The following is a 17,556-nucleotide window of genomic DNA, read 5'->3' as shown; positions in this document are numbered from 1 at the left end:
TTGTCTTTATAAGCTAGATAAAATTACATTTTTTTGAAGTATAAATAAACTTTTTCGTTTTTCAATCTTCGGTAATCCGATAAGTAATCTTCAACACGTAAATATCCAGCTTGGAATCCCATCTCTAATTTTCCTTCATAGTGAGCAGGAGATTTTCTTTTTCGCGTAAAGATTTCTTTTTTCTCTATTTCTCCTTTATCATTCTTAATTTCAATTACTTCGCGGTGTAAATAATCATCTGTAATACGAACATTTACAAAACCTGCTGAATCTAAACTTAGGTTTCTAACGATTCTAGGAAACTCAAAAACACTTGTACACTCTCTCTGATTGTTGTTGACCATTAATCCATAATTATTATAAGATAATGAATCAATAGCTATTGAAGCATCTGTACGGTGTACCACTAAATAATCTTTTCTCTTACATTCATTCGATTCACTAACCAAACCAACCTGTCTATCACCTATTTTATTTCCTACATAGGCCCATTTTCCAGAAACCAATTCATCTAAATTGGTAAGTTCTGTATAAGGTTGAGAAAAAATAGGATCAACAGAAGAGGAGTTATCATCACTACTAGAGCATGCAGCTATTGCAATAGCGCCGAATAACACAGCTAATATTTTTTTCATTTCGCTTTTGGTTTTAAGTATTTAAGAAAACAAATATATTGTTTTTTGTTTCACAATACATAAAAAAGAGCCTAAATAGACATTTAGGCTCTTTTTTTAACATATATATTTCTTAAAATACTTATACGTGTAATGCGCGATTGTCAGTTGCCGCTAAAGCAGCTTCTTTGATTGCTTCTGCAAACGTTGGATGCGCATGAGACATTCTAGAGATATCTTCAGCAGAAGCTCTAAATTCCATCGCAGTTACTGCTTCAGCAATTAAGTCTGCAGCACGAGCACCAACCATATGGATACCTAAAACTTCATCTGTGTTTTGGTCAGCGATAATTTTCACTAATCCATCTAGGTCACCACTTGCACGAGAACGCCCTAAAGCTCTGAATGGGAAGCTACCAACTTTGTAAGCCACACCTTCCGCTTTTAGTTGCTCTTCAGTTTTACCAACAGCAGCTACTTCTGGCCAAGTATAAACAACACCTGGAATTAAGTTATAGTCGATGTGTGGTCTTTGACCTGCTAAGTATTCAGCCACCATTACTCCTTCTTCTTCCGCTTTATGCGCTAACATCGCTCCGCGAACTACGTCACCGATAGCGTAAATATTAGAAGCTGTCGTTTGTAGGTGATCGTTTACTTCAATTTGTCCTCTTTCCGTTACTTTCACGCCCGCTTTTTCTGCGTTTAATCCATCAGTATACGGACGACGACCCACTGCTACTAAAGTATAGTCTCCTTCTAAAGTAACAATTTCTCCTTTTTTATCTTCAGCAGAAACCTTTACTACATCCCCTTCACGTACAACACCTTGTACTTTGTGTGAAGTATAGAACTTCATTCCTTGTTTCTTTAAAACTTTAGTCAATTCTTTAGAAACAGCTCCATCCATTGTTGGAAGAATACGATCCGCGAATTCTACAACAGAAACTTGCGCTCCTAATCTCATGTAAACCTGTCCTAATTCTAATCCAATTACTCCTCCACCGATGATAATCAAGTGCTTCGGTACTTCAGGTAGTTTTAACGCTTCTGTTGAAGTGATAACACGCTCTTTATCCAATTGAATGAAAGGCAAAGTAGATGGTTTAGAACCCGTCGCAATAATGGTGTGTTTTGCTTCGAATTGCTCTACTGAACCATCATTTTTTGTAACATTAATTGTAGTTGCATTTTCAAATGATCCCACTCCTTCAAAAACTGTGATTTTATTCTTATCCATTAAGAATTTCACTCCTGAACATGTTTGGTCCACCACTGCTTGTTTGCGTTCGATCATTTTAGCTAAATCCACTTTTACGTCTCCAGCTACTTCAATACCATGCTCTGCAAAATGTTTCATTTCTTCTACTAAGTGAGAAGAAGCTAATAATGCTTTTGAAGGAATACAACCTACGTTTAAGCAAGTTCCTCCTAATGTAGCATATTTCTCTACAATTGCAGTTTTAAAACCTAATTGGGCGCAACGGATCGCAGCTACATATCCACCAGGCCCTGAACCAATTACAACTACGTCAAATGAATTCATACTATTTTTAACTTTTTTGATGTTTATATATGAAGTACAAATGTACGCTTTTCTAAAATAACTCTTTACACGATTTTGTGTTGTTTTTATTCCAAAAAAACGTTTTTATACTAACAAATTACTTTTAAACTTTTTTGTTCGACTTCAATTACAAAATGGTTGGTATCAAATTCACAATACTCCCCATCTATTTGAACGCCATTTTTTGGATTATTACTAATTTCAACTTCAATTTTAGACGTTTGTACATAATCAGTTCGTCTAAATTTCTCTGTTTTTTTTAGGAGAACATACAATCCAAAGGTCAATTGTTTTAAGATTCCAATCTTCGGCACCATCAGATAATCCAACAACCCATCCGTTAAACTTGCTTTGGGGGTTAAGCTCATGCTATATCCCATTTCATTGGAGTTTGAAATAAACAGCAACAGCGGGTTTACGACTTTAGTTTGTCCGTTATAAGTTACACGCATTTGTTTGGCTTGGTACTGTTGAGCCGAATTCAAAGCTGCGCGAATATAAGCGCCTAATTTTCGTTTACCTGATTTCTCGTACTGTTCGATAATTGTTGCATCAATTCCAAATCCCATATTACTAAAGAAATACGCTCCATTTAACTTGCCCACATCCATAGCCATGACATTTTGTTGGCGTATTAATTGTAGAGCTTTGTCAATATCTTTTGGAATGGCTAAATTAGATGCCAGTCCATTACCAGATCCTACAGGAACAATACCAAAAATCACTTCTTTCCCCACCAGTTCAGTAGCAACTTCGTGAATCGTACCATCTCCGCCACAAGCCACAACAATAGTTGCTCCTTGCGCTAGTGCCTGCTTTGTCAATTCGATGGCGTGTTTTTTTCGCTGTGTCAAATGAACAACAACTTCATATTCCTCACTGGGAAAAAAAGTTTTAATGTGTGTTTCGGTAATATTGTGTTTTCCTTTACCTGAAATAGGATTTACGATAAAATGAATACGAGTCATAAAACGACAATAAGGGATTTTAAATGAAGCTGCTACGGTGTGATTGGGGTAATAAAAAAGTCAACATGTGTTGACTTTTTATACCGTTGGTCCTTCCCACTCCGTAATTCCTCCTACTAAATTAAATGTATTTTCAAAACCTAGTTGATTCATTAATAAACAAGCCTGATTGCTTCTCCCTCCTGCTTTACAGTAAACGTAGTAGTTTTTTGTTTTATCCAGTTGTTCCACTGCATCTAAAAAACCTTGACCTAAATAGATATCAATATTAATCGCATTGGGAATCGCTTGTTCTTCCACTTCTTCATCGGTGCGAACATCTAAGATAACGCCTTTGTCATCTTGTTGGTATTGCTCCCACCATAGTTCTTGTGTTAAATCCATTTTTTTACTTCTTAGAATAGCTATCAAAGATAGCGCTATTTTGTGTTTTATCTATTTTTTCACTCTAAAAAAAGACTTTTAGTTGGATTTATTGTTTTACTTTGTTCTAACAAACGCAAGAACTAATTTATGTCATCACATCACATTGTTCGAGATGATCAAGAACCCGCTTTAATTATTGCCAATGGAGCGGCATGTAGTCAAGACTTACTAGATCAATTATTAGAATGGTCGCCGTATATTGTGGTCTTAGATGAGGCTATAGAACGAGTAATCGCATTAAATATAAAAGTCGATGTATTGATTGGAGATTTTGATCGCAATTTTGACCCTACCCCTTATTTAGAAAAACAATATCCCTTGGAAATTGTTCATTGTCCAGATCAAGAAACGACCGACTTAGAAAAAGCACTTAATTTTTTACTTGCAAAAGGAATTAAAGCAGCTAATGTTCTGTGGGCAACAGGCAAAAGAGCGGATCATACTTTTACAAATATCACTACATTAATCAAGTATAGAGATACGATGAAAATTGTTATCCTTGACGATTACTCTAAAATATTTAGGTTGCCTTCGACCTATAAGAAGTGGTATACCAAAGACAGCATTTTATCATTAATTCCCATAGGTCATGCAGGGGGTATTACAACGACGAACTTAAAGTACCCTTTACATCAGGAAGACTTAACCCTTGGGGTTCGAACGGGATCAAGCAATAGCGTTGTAGAAGACGGTCTTGTAAGTATTACGTATGAAAGCGGAGACTTGCTATTAATGGAATGTACGGATTAGTTCATTTTTTTGTTGGTTGTTGATCGTTGAGATTTTAGGTTAAAGAAAGCACTTTCTATTTTTAGACAATCTACCGTTAACTGTTAACTGTTAAAAAAACAAGGGTATCCCATTGCTGAAATACCCTTTTTATTTTAAAACAAAAAATCTTACTAGACTATTTTCCTAAGAAAATTTGGAAACCAAATGCGATACCTAATCCATTTTGAGCGGTAGCATTAGCTTGGTTAGATTTACTGTAGTTGTATCCTACAATAGCTTCTAAAGCAACGTTACGGCTTACGAAGTGAGAGTACCCTGCATTGATTGCGAAAGCAAAAGAAGTTTCGCTTGTAGACCCGTCAGTTCCAGAAATACCTACTCCACCTTGTCCGAAGAAACGTCCTGTTTCGCTAGCTCCTTCTGGGAAGTAATAACGAACGAAAGGCATTACTTTGTAGTTCCATTCATTCTTTAGTGGTTTTTTATGCGTAGTAAATCCAGTACCTAATTCTAAACCAACCGCAATACCATCAGAAATGAAATATCCTGCTCTTGGAGAGATGTTGATATTGAAACTTTCGTCTTCAAAACTATACCCTGTAGATCCTAAAGCCCCTCCAACAATCCAGTTTCCTTTTTTGATTGGTGTAGCTCCCACCTTTTCAGATAATTTTGGTACTTCTACTAATTTACCTTTTTCTTGTGCTTGTGCTACTGTCATACTTGCTAACAATAACGCTGTAATCATGGTGATCTTTTTCATTGTTTTTGCTTTTTAATTATACATATTCTCATTATTGGTCATGTTGTTAACTTGACAAAAAGCTGCGTTTTAATTCGATTAAGCTTTTATTGGTGTTAACAAGACCCGTAATTAAATATTTTCTAACTTCTTCTTGATCGGGATGATTCATATATTTAAACCATTCGTCCGAAAGAAGAACTTTTTTAATTTCGACAATGCGTTTGGCCGTATCATTTGCATTTCTACGGAACGCTTTGCTATCACTAAGACAGGCATAATGCGTAAAGGTCACTTCTTTTTGTAAAAGATTAACACTTATAACATAGTTTTTTTCTTTTTCATCATTGGGATAAAAGCTAGACCAAGGAGCATATCCAAGGGCATACCCTTGACTCGTTTTGTTTGCTGAGCGTAATTTCCATCGGCAGTTCGCAACTCTTCCCCAATGATTCGCATATCTAAAAACACCTGTTGATGTAAAAAAATAACGACTGCCTTTTTCACTTTTAAAATTGGGTGAAAGATTGGCTATATTATCTAGCGGTACTTCCGTCCATTCACAATATGTATGTTTAAAAAAATTCCCTGCGTTGTATTTTCTCATTTACTTGTTTAATTCTTCGCTTGTAGCAACGATCCCAATACCGTGTTCTGTCATTATTTCCTTTGCTTTTTCAAGTCCCTCTGCAGCTATGGGTTTAGTTGCAAAATCTAAAAAAAAGGTTTTAAATCCTGCTTTTTTCGCGTCCATTGCGGTATAAAACACACAAAACTCAGCTGCTAGTCCACAGACGTACACTTCTGTTACCTTCTTGTCTTTTAAGTAGCCTAAAAGTCCTGTTGAATGGACCTTATTGTTATCGTAAAACCCGCTGTAGGAGTCGATTTGTTTATCCATTCCCTTTCTAAAAACGGCGGCGACCTTAGCACTGTTCCATGCCTTACTAAATGCAGCACCTGGAGTTCCCTGCACACAGTGGTTGGGCCAAAGTATTTGCGGTTGTCCTTGTAGATCAACAACATCATATACGCATTGATCGGGGTGTTGAGAAGCAAAACTTTGGTGATCCAAAGGATGCCAATCTTGCGTTGCAACAATCAGATCAAAACGATCTTGTATCGCATTAATAGGAGGGATAATTAAATCTCCTTCCTGAACGGCTAAGGCTCCATTAGGCAAAAAATCATATTGCAAATCAACGACTAACAAAGCTTTCATAAATTACTACTTTTATTTTAAATTATAACAAAAAAAAGAAACAAAAAACGCAACATTATAAATTATCTTTCGAATTCTTTTAATGTTTTTACAATAATAGACACACAATCCAACAATTGCTCTTCATTCATTACCAAAGGTGGTGCAAAACGAATAATATTTCCGTGGGTAGGTTTCGCTAACAATCCATTATCTCTCAACTTCAAGCAAATATTCCAAGCCGTATCGCTCTCTTCTGTATCGTTGATTAAGATAGCATTTAACAACCCTTTACCGCGTACTAAAGAACAGATGTTACTTGTTTCGATGTATTTTGTCAATTCGCTTCTAAACAATTGTCCTAAACGCTCAGCGTTATCTGCTAATTTCTCGTCTAAAACAACATCTAAAGCAGCCATTGCGATTGCGGCAGCCATTGGGTTACCTCCAAAAGTAGATCCGTGTTGACCTGGTTTGATTACTTTCATAATTTCGTCATCTGCCAACACAGCCGAAATTGGATAAGCTCCTCCTGATAAAGCTTTTCCTAGTACAAGGATATCTGCTTTTACGTTTTCATGTTGGATCGCCAACATTTTACCTGTTCTGGCAATTCCTGTTTGTACCTCATCCGCAATAAATAAAACATTGTGTTGTTCACACAACAATTTTGCTTCAGCTAAATAACCGGCTGCTGGTACGTACACCCCTGCTTCTCCTTGAATTGGCTCAACTAAAAACCCAGCAATACTAGCACTGTCTTTTTCTAAAATTGCGCGAAGTGCATCGATATTATCATAAGCTACACGAATAAATCCTTCTGTATAAGGCCCATAATTTTTTCTTGCATCTTCATCATTTGAGAACGAAATAATTGTCGTTGTTCTTCCGTGGAAATTATTTTCACAAACGATAATTTTAGCTTGATTTTCCGCAATTCCCTTTTTCTCATAGGCCCATTTACGGCAAACTTTTAGTGCAGTTTCTACAGCTTCCGCTCCAGAGTTCATTGGCAATACTTTATCATACCCCATTAAAGTGGTAATCTTCTTTTCGTAAACTCCCAACTGATCATTGTAAAAAGCACGAGAAGTTAGCATTAATGTATTCGCTTGCTTGGTCATCGCTTCAACAATTCGCGGATGACAATGTCCTTGATTAACTGCTGAATACGCAGATAAAAAGTCATAATATTTTTTACCTTCAACGTCCCAAACGTAGACACCTTCACCTTTTGTTAGGACAACAGGAAGGGGGTGGTAATTGTGTGCTCCGTATTGATTTTCTAGTGCAATCGCTTGTTCTGGAGTTATTTTTTCTGACATAATCGTATCTGTTTTAATTTACCTGCAATTTACTGCTTTTTATGTAAATAATTCTAAAATACCGTTGATCTCCTTTATTCTATTGTCTAAATCTAGTCAAAAACCGGAGGGTATTCTGTTTACACCCCTTAGTAAAGCAAGCCTAAAACTGATTGACCTTTTGGTTGTTGTAGTTATTCGTTACACTTTAGCTACTTAATCTTACTTTTTCGTATTAAAATCGCAAATCTTCTAAATAACAAAAGGGGGATTAAAATCGCTTTTAATCCCCCTTTGTTTTATCTCTTTTTTAACTGTTCTTCAATCTCTAACCAATTGGTTGGATCTTCTTTCAAGTCAATATAGTAATCGTATAACATACGCGTTAATTTAACCTCTACACGTTGTCCCATAATTTCATTCAGCGTAAAGTAACCGTGAAACTCTCCTTCTTTTTTGATGATCGGCGGTTTTTCAGCATGCTGATTCCACGGAGAGTAATTACTCGTATCATCACCGTAGATTCCGTACTTATTCCAAATTGATTTTTTATTGTATTCGTTGCCGTAAATTCCATGGGAATTCCAAACTGAATTTTTATTCTCAGAAGGACAATTTAGGCATCCTAAATATTCTTGCGCACTAGTATTACTGTAAATCTCCAAAATTTGAGCTTTCAAATTAAAGGAAATTAAGCACAATAACACGGCTAATAGATTCGTTTTATTTTTCATTTTCTATCGTTTTGTAGCGGCTGCAAAATACAACATATTTTAAACATTAATAGCATGAACAGTTTCGTTTTCATCAAATAGTACTGCAATATTCTTAAATTATCATGCGTAAAATTGGAACAACTTATCTTAATTTATTTTATTCTGCTATTTTTTATATAAAAAAAACTGCTGTTTTTTTTTAAAATTAAGCTATTTTTATTCTAATTACACAAAAAAAGGATCATTCAGAGTCCTTTTTTAATCAAGTTAGGGGGCTCACAAAAAAACGGTTCAAATGGAAACACAGCGCTTATTTCTCACTCCACTAGATCACTGCGATAATGCTTTTTTTATTGCACTTGTCAATAGTCCTAGTTGGCTCAAATTTATAGGTAATCGAAATATTTATAGTGCTTTAGACGCTCAGATTTACATTCAAAATATTTTAGACACTCCCGATTATACCTATTGGACTGTGCGCCTAAAAGGAAATCAAACTCCCATTGGTGTCCTCTCATTGATTAAACGCGATTACTTAGATGCGCACGATATTGGTTTTGCTTTTTTACCAGAATACACCAATAGAGGGTATGCCTATGAAGCAACTCATTGCGTAGTTGAAAAACTCAAGAGAAATCCATTTTATGCTAAACTTTATGCTACGACCTTAGCTGAAAATAAAAGCTCCATCAAATTACTAACTCGTTTGGGTTTTCAATTCGTCAAAGTTATACATCCCAAAGAGGAGTATTTGAATTTATATGTATTGAGGAGTGATCGATGATTGGTTGATTGCTGCCCTGACTTTAGTCCCACTATGCTTGATATGTCTCGATGGTATCTTCATGGTGTGTCCATAGTGAATCTATTAAAAACACTTTTTTTTATGGACTCACTATGGACTCACTATGGACTCACTATGGACTCACCTCAAACAAAGTATGTAGCATCCTCCCCTAGCAGTATACCCTTAGTAGATTATTCTATGCTGTATCCTGCTTTTTTATTAAAGATTGGACAAGCTTTGTCATTTAGTACTATCTTTACGCATGAAGTTAGTGTTTAACAAAGGGTCAACCGCAGGGAGGGATGTTGACTTCAACTACAAATAACAAACACCGAAATAAACCGATGAATTGTATTCTATGTCAACACCCCTTAACGAATAAGATTGATTCTTTGTACTATCACTGTGGAACTTGTTTTGCTTATGTCAGAGATATAGCTTCTTATTTTTCATCAGAACAGGAAAAACGCCACTACGAATTTCACAATAACGATGTTCATAATTTAGGGTATCAAAAATTCACTTCACCGATTACCAATGCTATATTGGAGCGTCTATTGCCCAACACCCTAGGTTTGGATTTTGGGTGTGGCAAAGGACCTGTGATCACCAAGCAACTGGTTGAGCGTGGTTATTCAATTAACCTCTATGATCCTTACTTTTATCCAGACAAATCCTACGTTAACTTCCACTATGACTATATTTTTAGTTGTGAAGTTTTCGAACATTTTCATCATCCTCATCAAGAAATAATCCATTTAAAAAGCTTGTTAAAACCTAAGGGTTTGTTATTTATCATGACCCATCTGTACGAAAATCAAAAGCCTTTTGAATCGTGGTATTATCGCAAAGATGAAACCCATGTTTTTATTTATACCCGTCAAACAGTTGAATATATTGCTCGACATTACAATTTTAAGATACTTGTTCTAACGGAGCGCTTTATTTTATTAGAATCTAACTAAACCATTGAAAAGCGCGGAGAACCATTTTAAATATAAAAAGGAGTGATTCTACAGAACCACTCCTCTCCCCTATGCTGTTTGGTTACAAACAGCGTTAACAATAAAAAAAATTATGAACTATTTTTAGAAAAATCGAGGGGCGACTTTTTTTCTTTGCTTGGTAGACAATTCAAACTTCATGAATATTTCATGAGAGCCTGAATGGTATTTCGCTAGGTTACTAGTTCCTGCTTCATATGTATAGCCGATAAACAGATTATCTGCCACTTGAAATCCTGCTAATCCACTAAACGAGGCATCCCAACGATAAGCTGCTCCTACGGTAAATTTATCGTTAAACAGGAAGTTTGCGGTTAAATCTACTTGTAACGGAGCTCCAGCAGTAGCTTTTACTAGGGCAGCTGGTTTGAATTGCACTTGATAGTTTAGATCAAATACATACCCTCCCATCAAGTAAAAATGTGGTTTCTGCGTCATCACTTTGTAATCGTTGTCATTGTACACCTTACTTGATAAAACCATGGGTGCGGATAGTCCAACATAAGCTTTTTCTGAATAGAGAAAAATACCAGCGCCGACATTTCCAGAAAACTTATTTTTTATATTGGATGCTGCAATAGGATCTGTACCATCGTAAATATGAAGTTTGTTGTAATCAACATTCAACAGTGAACCAGCAGCTTTTAAACCAAAAGCTAGTTTGTATTCGTAATCTAAGTCTATAGTATAAGCCAAATCGAGAGCTAAACTATTTTGATCTGTTACGCCGAGTCGATCGTTCATTAGGTGTACCCCCAACCCTAATCCGGTATCTGTTAAGGGAGTAGTAACGGATAAATGCGCTGTTTTGGGAGCTCCTTCTAATCCAACCCATTGCGTTCGATATAGACCAAAAATATTCATTTTGCTCACGCTTCCTGCATAAGCAGGGTTGATCGTTGCGGGGTTATACATATATTGTGTATACTGTGGATCTTGTTGTGCAAAAGCTTGTTGCATGCTAAACAAAAAGATTCCGATATATACTAGTACTTTTATTGCGTTAATTCTTTGCATTGAGTTTTGTTTTTAATTTGTTTCTAGGTGTAGGTTTGCTGCTTTTTTAATCATTCGACTTCCGTTGTCATCTTTGTATTCGTAGGTTACCACATAGTAGTATGTTCCACTTGGAAGCTTACTTCCTTTGTCAAGGGTTGCTTTACCTTCGGAATAGCCTTTGAATACATTTTCACTACCATCGCCATGAGGGTCATATCCTGTCGTTTCATATACACGTGTTCCCCAACGGTTAAATATTTCCACTTTATTATTAGGGTAATTTCGAATATTTTCAATGATAAAGTAGTCGTTTTTGCCATCGCCATTCGCCGAAACAAGGTTGTAAATCACGACATCCCCCTCTGTCACCCACTCTTTTTTAACTGTAGCTAGCGTAAAGAATCCATATCCTTGTACGGTAGCAACTGTAGTTACTTCTTTGGTTGACATATCTACTACTCCCCCTTCATCTACCCAAAGCTGTTGTTTAGGATCCCAACGCACGATGTGTAAATCTTCTTCTGGATTAGTTAAAACATCTGGAGCTGTTGTATCTTCATCCCAACTCAAGGTGATCAATACGTCGCTTTGTTTTTCACTCCCTTTATCAATGATCCAGTATTCTTGCTTGTTGATTTGTTTTACTACCCCTACTGCATTCGGACGTGCATCAAAAAAAGCAGAGTCGTTGTACACATATTCACCAACAAAAACATCCGTTGTTCCCTTAGGAGCAGAAATACGAGCATAACGATATTTTCCTTTGTCTCCACTAGGGTAAGTAAATGCTTCGTTTCCTATTTTTTCAATTGCTCCTTGAATGTGAGAAGCATCACTTACATGTTCTACTGTTGCCCCTTTTTTGAAGGTAAACATCCCATTAGAGAGTTTCGTTATGGGGTTGTAGGTAGAATCTACTTGAATGATTCCATTTTGAAAATCAACATTTCCGGAAACATCAATGTTATTTTTTAGGTCAAACGCCACCTGGTTAACCGCACTATTAAAAACGACATGGTGAAATGAAGCCAATTGATTTCCGGCAATTTGCTTGGCTTTTGTCGTGTTCTCTCCTGTTGTAAATAGGGTTACAGATGTATTCTTATGGGTTGTCATTCCATACGCTCCATCATTAATGAAGCTGTTATAATAAATGGCTGTTCCATCGTTGTTTACATTTCCTTCTTCCGTATTTATAAAGTTACCTTCAAAAGAAATCAGTTCTCCAGTTGAAACAAACAACACACCTTCATTTGTGATTGAAGCGGCGTTTTGAGCGTAGTTGACGATACTGTAAAATCCAACTACTAATGCGATGACTTTGTTACTTTTCTTCATGCTTTTTTTTATCTAAGGGTGAAAGCTTCTTCTCTCGTTTTTTATAGATCAAGTCCTGTGCTGTCCATCAAAAAAAGAAGCATTCTTCTGTCGTTTAAATGCTCTTCCTTCCCCTATGTTCTTTCTTTGATTTTTTAAATAAAACTTGATATTTATAAGTTATCAACCATTATGCCAAAAAGTCTCTATTTTAGAACTTTATTCACACACAAAAACTTAAATACTTAAAAATCAACGATATGAAAAATAAAAAAAATCACAAATTGTTATACCAATAGCTATAAAATCATTTTTTGAGCCGTATTTTTCTTTCCTAACTCTCTTCCCTTTTCTCACATAAAAAAGAGGACTAGCCATGCTAGTCCTCTTTATATGTATTTCGTTACTTCCTCAAGGGTCAATAAGGCTACCTACCTCAATCAATAGGTACAAAAGCATTTGTCGATGTAGTTATTTCATTCGCTGACGTGCCATTGGATTGGAAATAAACAAGTCTTTTGTAGGTAATACTACATAGGTGTGATTGGGTCTATTCTCATCGTATCCTGAGTCATTTGGTTTTAGTTGTATTGTTGAACGAGAAGTTTCTACTACTTCTTCTCCTGTAAAAATATCTTTTCCTTTGACAGTTGCTTGGTTATAAACCCCTTTATTTTCAATATCTTGTTTCGTTAAGTTGTAAGTTATAGTATAGGTCCACGTTTGACCAGCCTTTAATGTTGCATCAGAATTATCACTTTTTACAGGCGTTTCAGTGATCACTCCTACAAATAAAGGGTCAGTAACAGTAATCTCATCGATTGGGGTTTTTCCTGTATTTACAACTTGTAAAGTGTATGTTATCGTTTCGCCTACTTGTGCAAAGCCATCGTTATTCAAATCGTTAAATACACCGTCTTTGATCAATGAAAAAGAAACATCTGTATAATTTACAGCCCCATTTTCTTTGATATTGTTACAGGGTGTTTCCACCCCATTGTTTTCACATTCATAATGTGGATCTGTTGGTGGTACATTTTCATCTTGATTGGAAGCATCTGGATCTACAATATCCGCAGGGCGAAGAATAGCTGCCTCAACATTAACAGGGCCTACTATAGGATTTACAGCCTTAATTTTGATAGTATACACTACTTCACATTGATTTTGTAAATCCAACTGACTCGTATATCTTCCTTTTGTCTCGTCAAATGTAAGAGGTCCCCTTTCTTGTCCACATACACCAGCTGTATAAGCGTAGTCAACTGGAATAAACCCCGTAGGGATTTGAAAGAAAAATGTTGCTTTCTCTACCTGATCAGGACCATTGTTTTTTACTTTAACAGTGTAGGTCACCTCTTCATCTGTTTGGATGATTTCTTTATTTGAAACAACAGACACCACTTCTAAATCGGCTACTTTAATTTCAACCTCAAAATGAGTAGAAATAGCATCCCCTTTGATAAATGTCCAGGTATCGATTCCATGATTATCTCCAAATGTATTTTTTATACTACTGGTTCCTCTACCCCAAATATGTCCATTTTCTCTACTTGAAACACCTTCTTCTATAACCCAATGCCCTGCATTACGCGGACTTGATTTAGAGCCGAGATCGCCACCACCATTTCCAATGCTAGTATCATCCCAAAATACTTTATCAGAACGAACAGTTTGTCCATCCATAGACAATAATTCAATAACGGTTCCATGTCCATTTAATTCTACATCTATAAATGGAAAATGTACCTCAGCGCCATGCAACTCAATATCAATATCTAAATCAACCAGTCCCTCAAGAATTGTTTTTCCATTTCCGTCTTTTCCATCCCAATAGATTTTATTTTCACCGATTATACAAGTACCTTTTAGCACACGAGGAATAAAGGTAGCACCTGCTTTAGGCTTTATTTCAATTGTATACTCACCACCAGTTTCGTTTACAAACTGAATATAAGCTCCTCCCCCTCCTTGATTAGCCATACCTCCTTCGGCACTAATCACGCTCAAATCTGAAACTTTCAACTGTCTTTCAGGCACTTTCAACCAAGTGGATCCCCCATCCATTGCAGCAGGAGCATGTTGAGGCATATTGATATCAGGCATGTTGTAGAATATTTTTTGTGTAATTACACCATTGGTATCAACTGTACGGGGGTCGTGATATCTATTTTGAACATCAGATACCAATCTTGCTGGAATACTCTCATAAGAAGGAGCCATTGGATCATCCAATTTATGAAAACCTTGATTGTTTACCATAAAGGTAAAAGATATACCTTGACTTCCATTGTTGTCAACATGGTATACATAACCATCTTTGGTCAAGACTTTAAAAGTTCCGTAAAACCCACTATCTGGTAAAAATGTATTATTTTCATACGAAGGATTGTTCATTGCAATCATCGTTGTAAAGACACGACCCTTTACCCAATGCCATAGATTATTTGTTTGTTTAGCGACAGAGATGTCCCAAGCAACCACGTAATTGGTATATTTTGTTCTTGGCCATTCAGTTGCTGGCGAATAATCATAAGTTGATGTTAATGCACCAGATGTAGAACGATCACTACCTAGAAACTCAACTCGATAAACTCCAGTTCCCCCAACAGGAACCTTATAATAAATGGGTTTATAACGATATTCTCCATAACCTTGTCCAGGTAGTCTTGGTCCTGCAAGCTCTTCTAATCGATAACCGATTTTACCAGTTCCTGAACTAATGTCGAGTTTAACTTCATTTCCATTGGGATCATACAAGTAGATATAGTTCAAAAAAGTTGTTTGTGCATTAGAGGCTAAAGCGATTTGCTCTCCTTCTTCCGCATAGACATAATGTACTCCAAGATTAGAGAAAGGGAATGCAAAAGTTTCTTCTACATTCGCTCTTAAATAAGCTCTTCCTCCTTTAGCATTTACAGGATATAAATCTTTCGACCCTTCTGCTCTAGTAGCTTGTATTCCTCCCACTACATTCCAAATAACCACAAATAAAGTTATTAGGTGTCTAAATTTTGTGTACCAAACTTTTTTCATACGCTTTTTACTTTGACTAGTTTCACTTTCCCCCCATAGGTTAGTGTTTTTTTTAACTCATTTGACGCACATTATTTGTGTTTCAAATTTCATTTGGTATTTCGATGAACACCATATTTTAAATCTACTAATTTATCTCAAAACTGTCCTTCTTTTGACTTTTTTCTTAAACAAAAAAAGATTTCGCTTCGATTACCTTAAAAGGTAAATAAACATATTTTATTTTTATAATAAATCACACTATTCTCAAATTATCAACTATTGTGCCACAACAATCAAGGAACACTTATTTTTATTATCTAGAATACTCTACGTCATTTACAAAGTGAATATGTATACTATTATTTCGTTTAACCAACAAGTCCCCCCTAAACATAAAGACATAAAGAAGGGATTAACTGTATTCAGCTAATCCCTTACAATGAAAAAAATTAAGTAACCTTGTATAAACGATACATTCCTTTATACAAGGAATAGTACTTTTTTATTTTACAATCATTCGCATTTTGCTTTTTAATTGTCTTAAATGATTGTTTTGTATTATTTACTTAATAACAAATACAATGTTCATATATGAACTTGACGTAGCACCACTTTTTACGGTATAGGTCAATTTACCATCCGCACTAATAGAGAGATTTTCAAATACCTCTTCATCATAATACGTAACATAATAATACAGTTCATCGTTTTCGAATACAGTAATATCCGCTGGAGCACCTGTACTTCCAACGATTCCACCTCCATACATCATTGGTGTAGTTCCTGCTGGACCATGTGAAATAGGGTAGCTCACTGAATTTGATGAGGTTCTTGATCCTCCTGTAAATTGATTCACGTATTCACCATATAAATCACGTGTTGCTGTTCCTGCTACGGAAGTATCAAATATTACTGCAGGCATATAGAAAAACTGAGGAGTTACCTTCGCTTGTTCTTTCCATACTGGTTTTTTATCTGCACCTGTCACTAAAACTTGATTTGCACCAGCTTCAGCTAAATCACTTACTTGAATTGTTCCATCTTGTATGTGATTTGTCGTTACCATATTTTCATTCAAAGACAATGTAAAACTTTTCAACACTGCTTTTTCGACTTCTGTTCCTACTCCCCCATTCGATTTAACCCCAATTACTCCATCAGTTAAAATTGACTCTCCTGATTCCTGCATCATTGTTTTCAATTCTAGTTTTTCTGTATGACTTGTATTATTCTGAACTGTAGTAACATAGAAATCTCCATTTTTATAGGTAACGTTTCCATCAAATTCTTTCGTCAAATATGTACTCAAAAGGTTTTGTACTTCCGTACTTTCAATAATGGTTTCGAAATTATTCAGTACATCTTCTACCACGTTAATCGTTATACCCGCTGTATTGTCTTTGACGGCTGCTTCGTTTTTGTATACATATACACCAGCACCTGATGCTGTTAGGGTAGTTGTCGTTTCTTGGTTGCGAATTTCTTCGCTCAAGTTAAATTCTTCTGTTGCTGTTTGAATGATAAGATCACCATTTAATCGTACAACAGCGACATCTCCTTGAGCAGAAGCAATAAACTGTTGCAATAGCGCTTTCACCGTATCATCGGCTAATACTTTCCCAAAATCATCAATAATATCCTGAGTTACGGTGATTTGAGTTGTAGAAGCTACACCTGTTTCATCTATATACGAATAAGCAATTTGCTGATTGGAATCTTGACCTTTACTTACTTTTGTTAGTGTTTCAGCAAAAGTTGCTACCGTTGCATTTTTACCATCATGGAACGTAAATCCGGCTTGTACGCCTTCTGCATTACTTGTGTTTTCTGTCAACTCCAAAGTTGCAACATATGTATTATCGCGAATCAACTCCGTGATATTTACTTCTGTCAATGCTCCGTCCTTTGTAATCACAAATACCGTATCGCCATTTGCATCAACCTTTACCTCTACAGCGGTTACATTCGCTGTTAAATACGTATTTAATAGAGCTTGAACAGTAGTATCGTTTAAGATGGTCTCAAAGTTTTCTTGTACATCTTCTACCACGTTAATCGTTATACCCGCTGTATTGTCTTTGACAGCTGCTTCGTTTTTGTATACATATACACCAGCACCTGATGCTGTTAGGGTAGTTGTCGTTTCTTGGTTGCGAATTTC

Annotated in this window: 15 protein-coding genes and 1 pseudogene; 3 read left to right on the top strand and 13 right to left on the bottom strand. The window is 36.0% G+C overall.

Translation table 11 applies throughout. From position 1 onward, the window contains the following. Window positions 1-23: 23 nt before the first annotated feature. The 4 genes from ACPDG9_RS13430 to ACPDG9_RS13415 all read right to left on the bottom strand — a co-directional run bounded on the left by ACPDG9_RS13430 (window position 24) and on the right by ACPDG9_RS13415 (window position 3,533). On the bottom strand, window positions 24-635 hold the full coding sequence (locus ACPDG9_RS13430; RefSeq protein WP_430528232.1) for a hypothetical protein: 612 nt from the start codon (window positions 633-635) through the stop codon (window positions 24-26). Window positions 636-756: 121 nt separating this feature from the next. Beyond that, a complete protein-coding gene (gene lpdA, locus ACPDG9_RS13425; RefSeq protein ID WP_430528231.1) occupies window positions 757-2,160 on the bottom strand; it encodes a dihydrolipoyl dehydrogenase in 1,404 nt (467 codons plus the stop codon). Between the two features lie 110 nt (window positions 2,161-2,270). Beyond that, complete coding sequence (locus tag ACPDG9_RS13420) at window positions 2,271-3,149, bottom strand: diacylglycerol/lipid kinase family protein (protein WP_430528230.1); 879 nt, start codon at window positions 3,147-3,149, stop codon at window positions 2,271-2,273. A 78-nt stretch (window positions 3,150-3,227) separates the two neighbouring features. Next, window positions 3,228-3,533: a rhodanese-like domain-containing protein gene (locus tag ACPDG9_RS13415; RefSeq protein WP_430528229.1), complete on the bottom strand. Its 306-nt coding sequence runs from the start codon at window positions 3,531-3,533 to the stop codon at window positions 3,228-3,230. Between the two features lie 129 nt (window positions 3,534-3,662). Between ACPDG9_RS13415 and ACPDG9_RS13410 the strand changes: the two genes are divergently transcribed. After that, window positions 3,663-4,325 carry a thiamine diphosphokinase gene (locus tag ACPDG9_RS13410; RefSeq protein ID WP_430528228.1) on the top strand — a complete coding sequence of 221 codons (663 nt, stop codon included), beginning with the start codon at window positions 3,663-3,665 and terminating at the stop codon, window positions 4,323-4,325. A 157-nt stretch (window positions 4,326-4,482) separates the two neighbouring features. On the opposite strand, the gene ACPDG9_RS13405 is transcribed toward ACPDG9_RS13410, so the two are convergent. From ACPDG9_RS13405 to ACPDG9_RS13385, 5 genes are all read right to left on the bottom strand, one after another. Then, window positions 4,483-5,070, bottom strand: coding sequence for an outer membrane beta-barrel protein (locus tag ACPDG9_RS13405; RefSeq protein ID WP_430528227.1), 588 nt, complete (start codon window positions 5,068-5,070; stop codon window positions 4,483-4,485). Window positions 5,071-5,116: 46 nt separating this feature from the next. Next, on the bottom strand, window positions 5,117-5,656 hold the full coding sequence (locus ACPDG9_RS13400; RefSeq protein ID WP_430528226.1) for a hypothetical protein: 540 nt from the start codon (window positions 5,654-5,656) through the stop codon (window positions 5,117-5,119). Further along, the gene (gene pncA, locus ACPDG9_RS13395) at window positions 5,657-6,271 is read right to left on the bottom strand and encodes a bifunctional nicotinamidase/pyrazinamidase (protein WP_430528225.1); all 615 of its coding nucleotides are present in this window, start codon (window positions 6,269-6,271) and stop codon (window positions 5,657-5,659) included. Between the two features lie 62 nt (window positions 6,272-6,333). Continuing rightward, on the bottom strand, window positions 6,334-7,575 hold the full coding sequence (gene rocD, locus ACPDG9_RS13390) for an ornithine--oxo-acid transaminase (protein WP_430528224.1): 1,242 nt from the start codon (window positions 7,573-7,575) through the stop codon (window positions 6,334-6,336). A 278-nt stretch (window positions 7,576-7,853) separates the two neighbouring features. Beyond that, window positions 7,854-8,288 (bottom strand): hypothetical protein, encoded by a 435-nt coding sequence (locus tag ACPDG9_RS13385; RefSeq protein WP_430528223.1) that lies wholly within the window; start codon window positions 8,286-8,288, stop codon window positions 7,854-7,856. A gap of 277 nt (window positions 8,289-8,565) precedes the next feature. On the opposite strand from ACPDG9_RS13385, the gene ACPDG9_RS13380 reads away from it, so the two are divergent. Together ACPDG9_RS13380 and ACPDG9_RS13375 are read left to right on the top strand one after the other, a co-directional pair. Further along, window positions 8,566-9,054 carry a GNAT family N-acetyltransferase gene (locus ACPDG9_RS13380; RefSeq protein WP_430528222.1) on the top strand — a complete coding sequence of 163 codons (489 nt, stop codon included), beginning with the start codon at window positions 8,566-8,568 and terminating at the stop codon, window positions 9,052-9,054. 347 nt (window positions 9,055-9,401) lie between these two features. Further along, window positions 9,402-10,022 carry a class I SAM-dependent methyltransferase gene (locus tag ACPDG9_RS13375; protein ID WP_430528221.1) on the top strand — a complete coding sequence of 207 codons (621 nt, stop codon included), beginning with the start codon at window positions 9,402-9,404 and terminating at the stop codon, window positions 10,020-10,022. 123 nt (window positions 10,023-10,145) lie between these two features. On the opposite strand, the gene ACPDG9_RS13370 is transcribed toward ACPDG9_RS13375, so the two are convergent. From ACPDG9_RS13370 to ACPDG9_RS13355, 4 genes and pseudogenes are all read right to left on the bottom strand, one after another. Next, entirely contained in the window at window positions 10,146-11,078 is a 933-nt protein-coding gene (locus ACPDG9_RS13370; RefSeq protein WP_430528220.1) for a PorP/SprF family type IX secretion system membrane protein, read from the bottom strand. Window positions 11,079-11,090: 12 nt separating this feature from the next. Continuing rightward, window positions 11,091-12,398 carry a gliding motility-associated C-terminal domain-containing protein gene (locus ACPDG9_RS13365; RefSeq protein ID WP_430528219.1) on the bottom strand — a complete coding sequence of 436 codons (1,308 nt, stop codon included), beginning with the start codon at window positions 12,396-12,398 and terminating at the stop codon, window positions 11,091-11,093. Window positions 12,399-12,848: 450 nt separating this feature from the next. Beyond that, window positions 12,849-15,413 (bottom strand): DUF7507 domain-containing protein, encoded by a 2,565-nt coding sequence (locus ACPDG9_RS13360; protein WP_430528218.1) that lies wholly within the window; start codon window positions 15,411-15,413, stop codon window positions 12,849-12,851. Window positions 15,414-15,957: 544 nt separating this feature from the next. Then, window positions 15,958-17,556, bottom strand: a pseudogene (locus ACPDG9_RS13355) (hypothetical protein); the annotation flags it as partial.

The sequence above is a fragment of the Myroides sp. C6-3 genome (genome assembly GCF_050522425.1).
Taxonomy (GTDB): Bacteria; Bacteroidota; Bacteroidia; order Flavobacteriales; family Flavobacteriaceae; genus Flavobacterium.
The sequence above is the reverse complement of the archived record's forward strand: the minus strand, read 5'-3'. Positions and strand labels throughout refer to the sequence as shown.

What these genes read in the sequence shown, in the direction of transcription:
- ACPDG9_RS13360 (WP_430528218.1), bottom strand. Translation starts at nt 15,413, where the DNA reads ATGAAAAAAGTTTGGTACACAAAATTTAGACACCTAATAACTTTATTT.
- ACPDG9_RS13370 (WP_430528220.1), bottom strand. Translation starts at nt 11,078, where the DNA reads ATGCAAAGAATTAACGCAATAAAAGTACTAGTATATATCGGAATCTTT.
- ACPDG9_RS13365 (WP_430528219.1), bottom strand. Translation starts at nt 12,398, where the DNA reads ATGAAGAAAAGTAACAAAGTCATCGCATTAGTAGTTGGATTTTACAGT.
- ACPDG9_RS13400 (WP_430528226.1), bottom strand. Translation starts at nt 5,656, where the DNA reads ATGAGAAAATACAACGCAGGGAATTTTTTTAAACATACATATTGTGAA.
- ACPDG9_RS13430 (WP_430528232.1), bottom strand. Translation starts at nt 635, where the DNA reads ATGAAAAAAATATTAGCTGTGTTATTCGGCGCTATTGCAATAGCTGCA.
- rocD (WP_430528224.1), bottom strand. Translation starts at nt 7,575, where the DNA reads ATGTCAGAAAAAATAACTCCAGAACAAGCGATTGCACTAGAAAATCAA.
- ACPDG9_RS13420 (WP_430528230.1), bottom strand. Translation starts at nt 3,149, where the DNA reads ATGACTCGTATTCATTTTATCGTAAATCCTATTTCAGGTAAAGGAAAA.
- ACPDG9_RS13385 (WP_430528223.1), bottom strand. Translation starts at nt 8,288, where the DNA reads ATGAAAAATAAAACGAATCTATTAGCCGTGTTATTGTGCTTAATTTCC.
- ACPDG9_RS13410 (WP_430528228.1), top strand. Translation starts at nt 3,663, where the DNA reads ATGTCATCACATCACATTGTTCGAGATGATCAAGAACCCGCTTTAATT.
- ACPDG9_RS13415 (WP_430528229.1), bottom strand. Translation starts at nt 3,533, where the DNA reads ATGGATTTAACACAAGAACTATGGTGGGAGCAATACCAACAAGATGAC.
- ACPDG9_RS13375 (WP_430528221.1), top strand. Translation starts at nt 9,402, where the DNA reads ATGAATTGTATTCTATGTCAACACCCCTTAACGAATAAGATTGATTCT.
- ACPDG9_RS13405 (WP_430528227.1), bottom strand. Translation starts at nt 5,070, where the DNA reads ATGAAAAAGATCACCATGATTACAGCGTTATTGTTAGCAAGTATGACA.
- pncA (WP_430528225.1), bottom strand. Translation starts at nt 6,271, where the DNA reads ATGAAAGCTTTGTTAGTCGTTGATTTGCAATATGATTTTTTGCCTAAT.
- ACPDG9_RS13380 (WP_430528222.1), top strand. Translation starts at nt 8,566, where the DNA reads ATGGAAACACAGCGCTTATTTCTCACTCCACTAGATCACTGCGATAAT.
- lpdA (WP_430528231.1), bottom strand. Translation starts at nt 2,160, where the DNA reads ATGAATTCATTTGACGTAGTTGTAATTGGTTCAGGGCCTGGTGGATAT.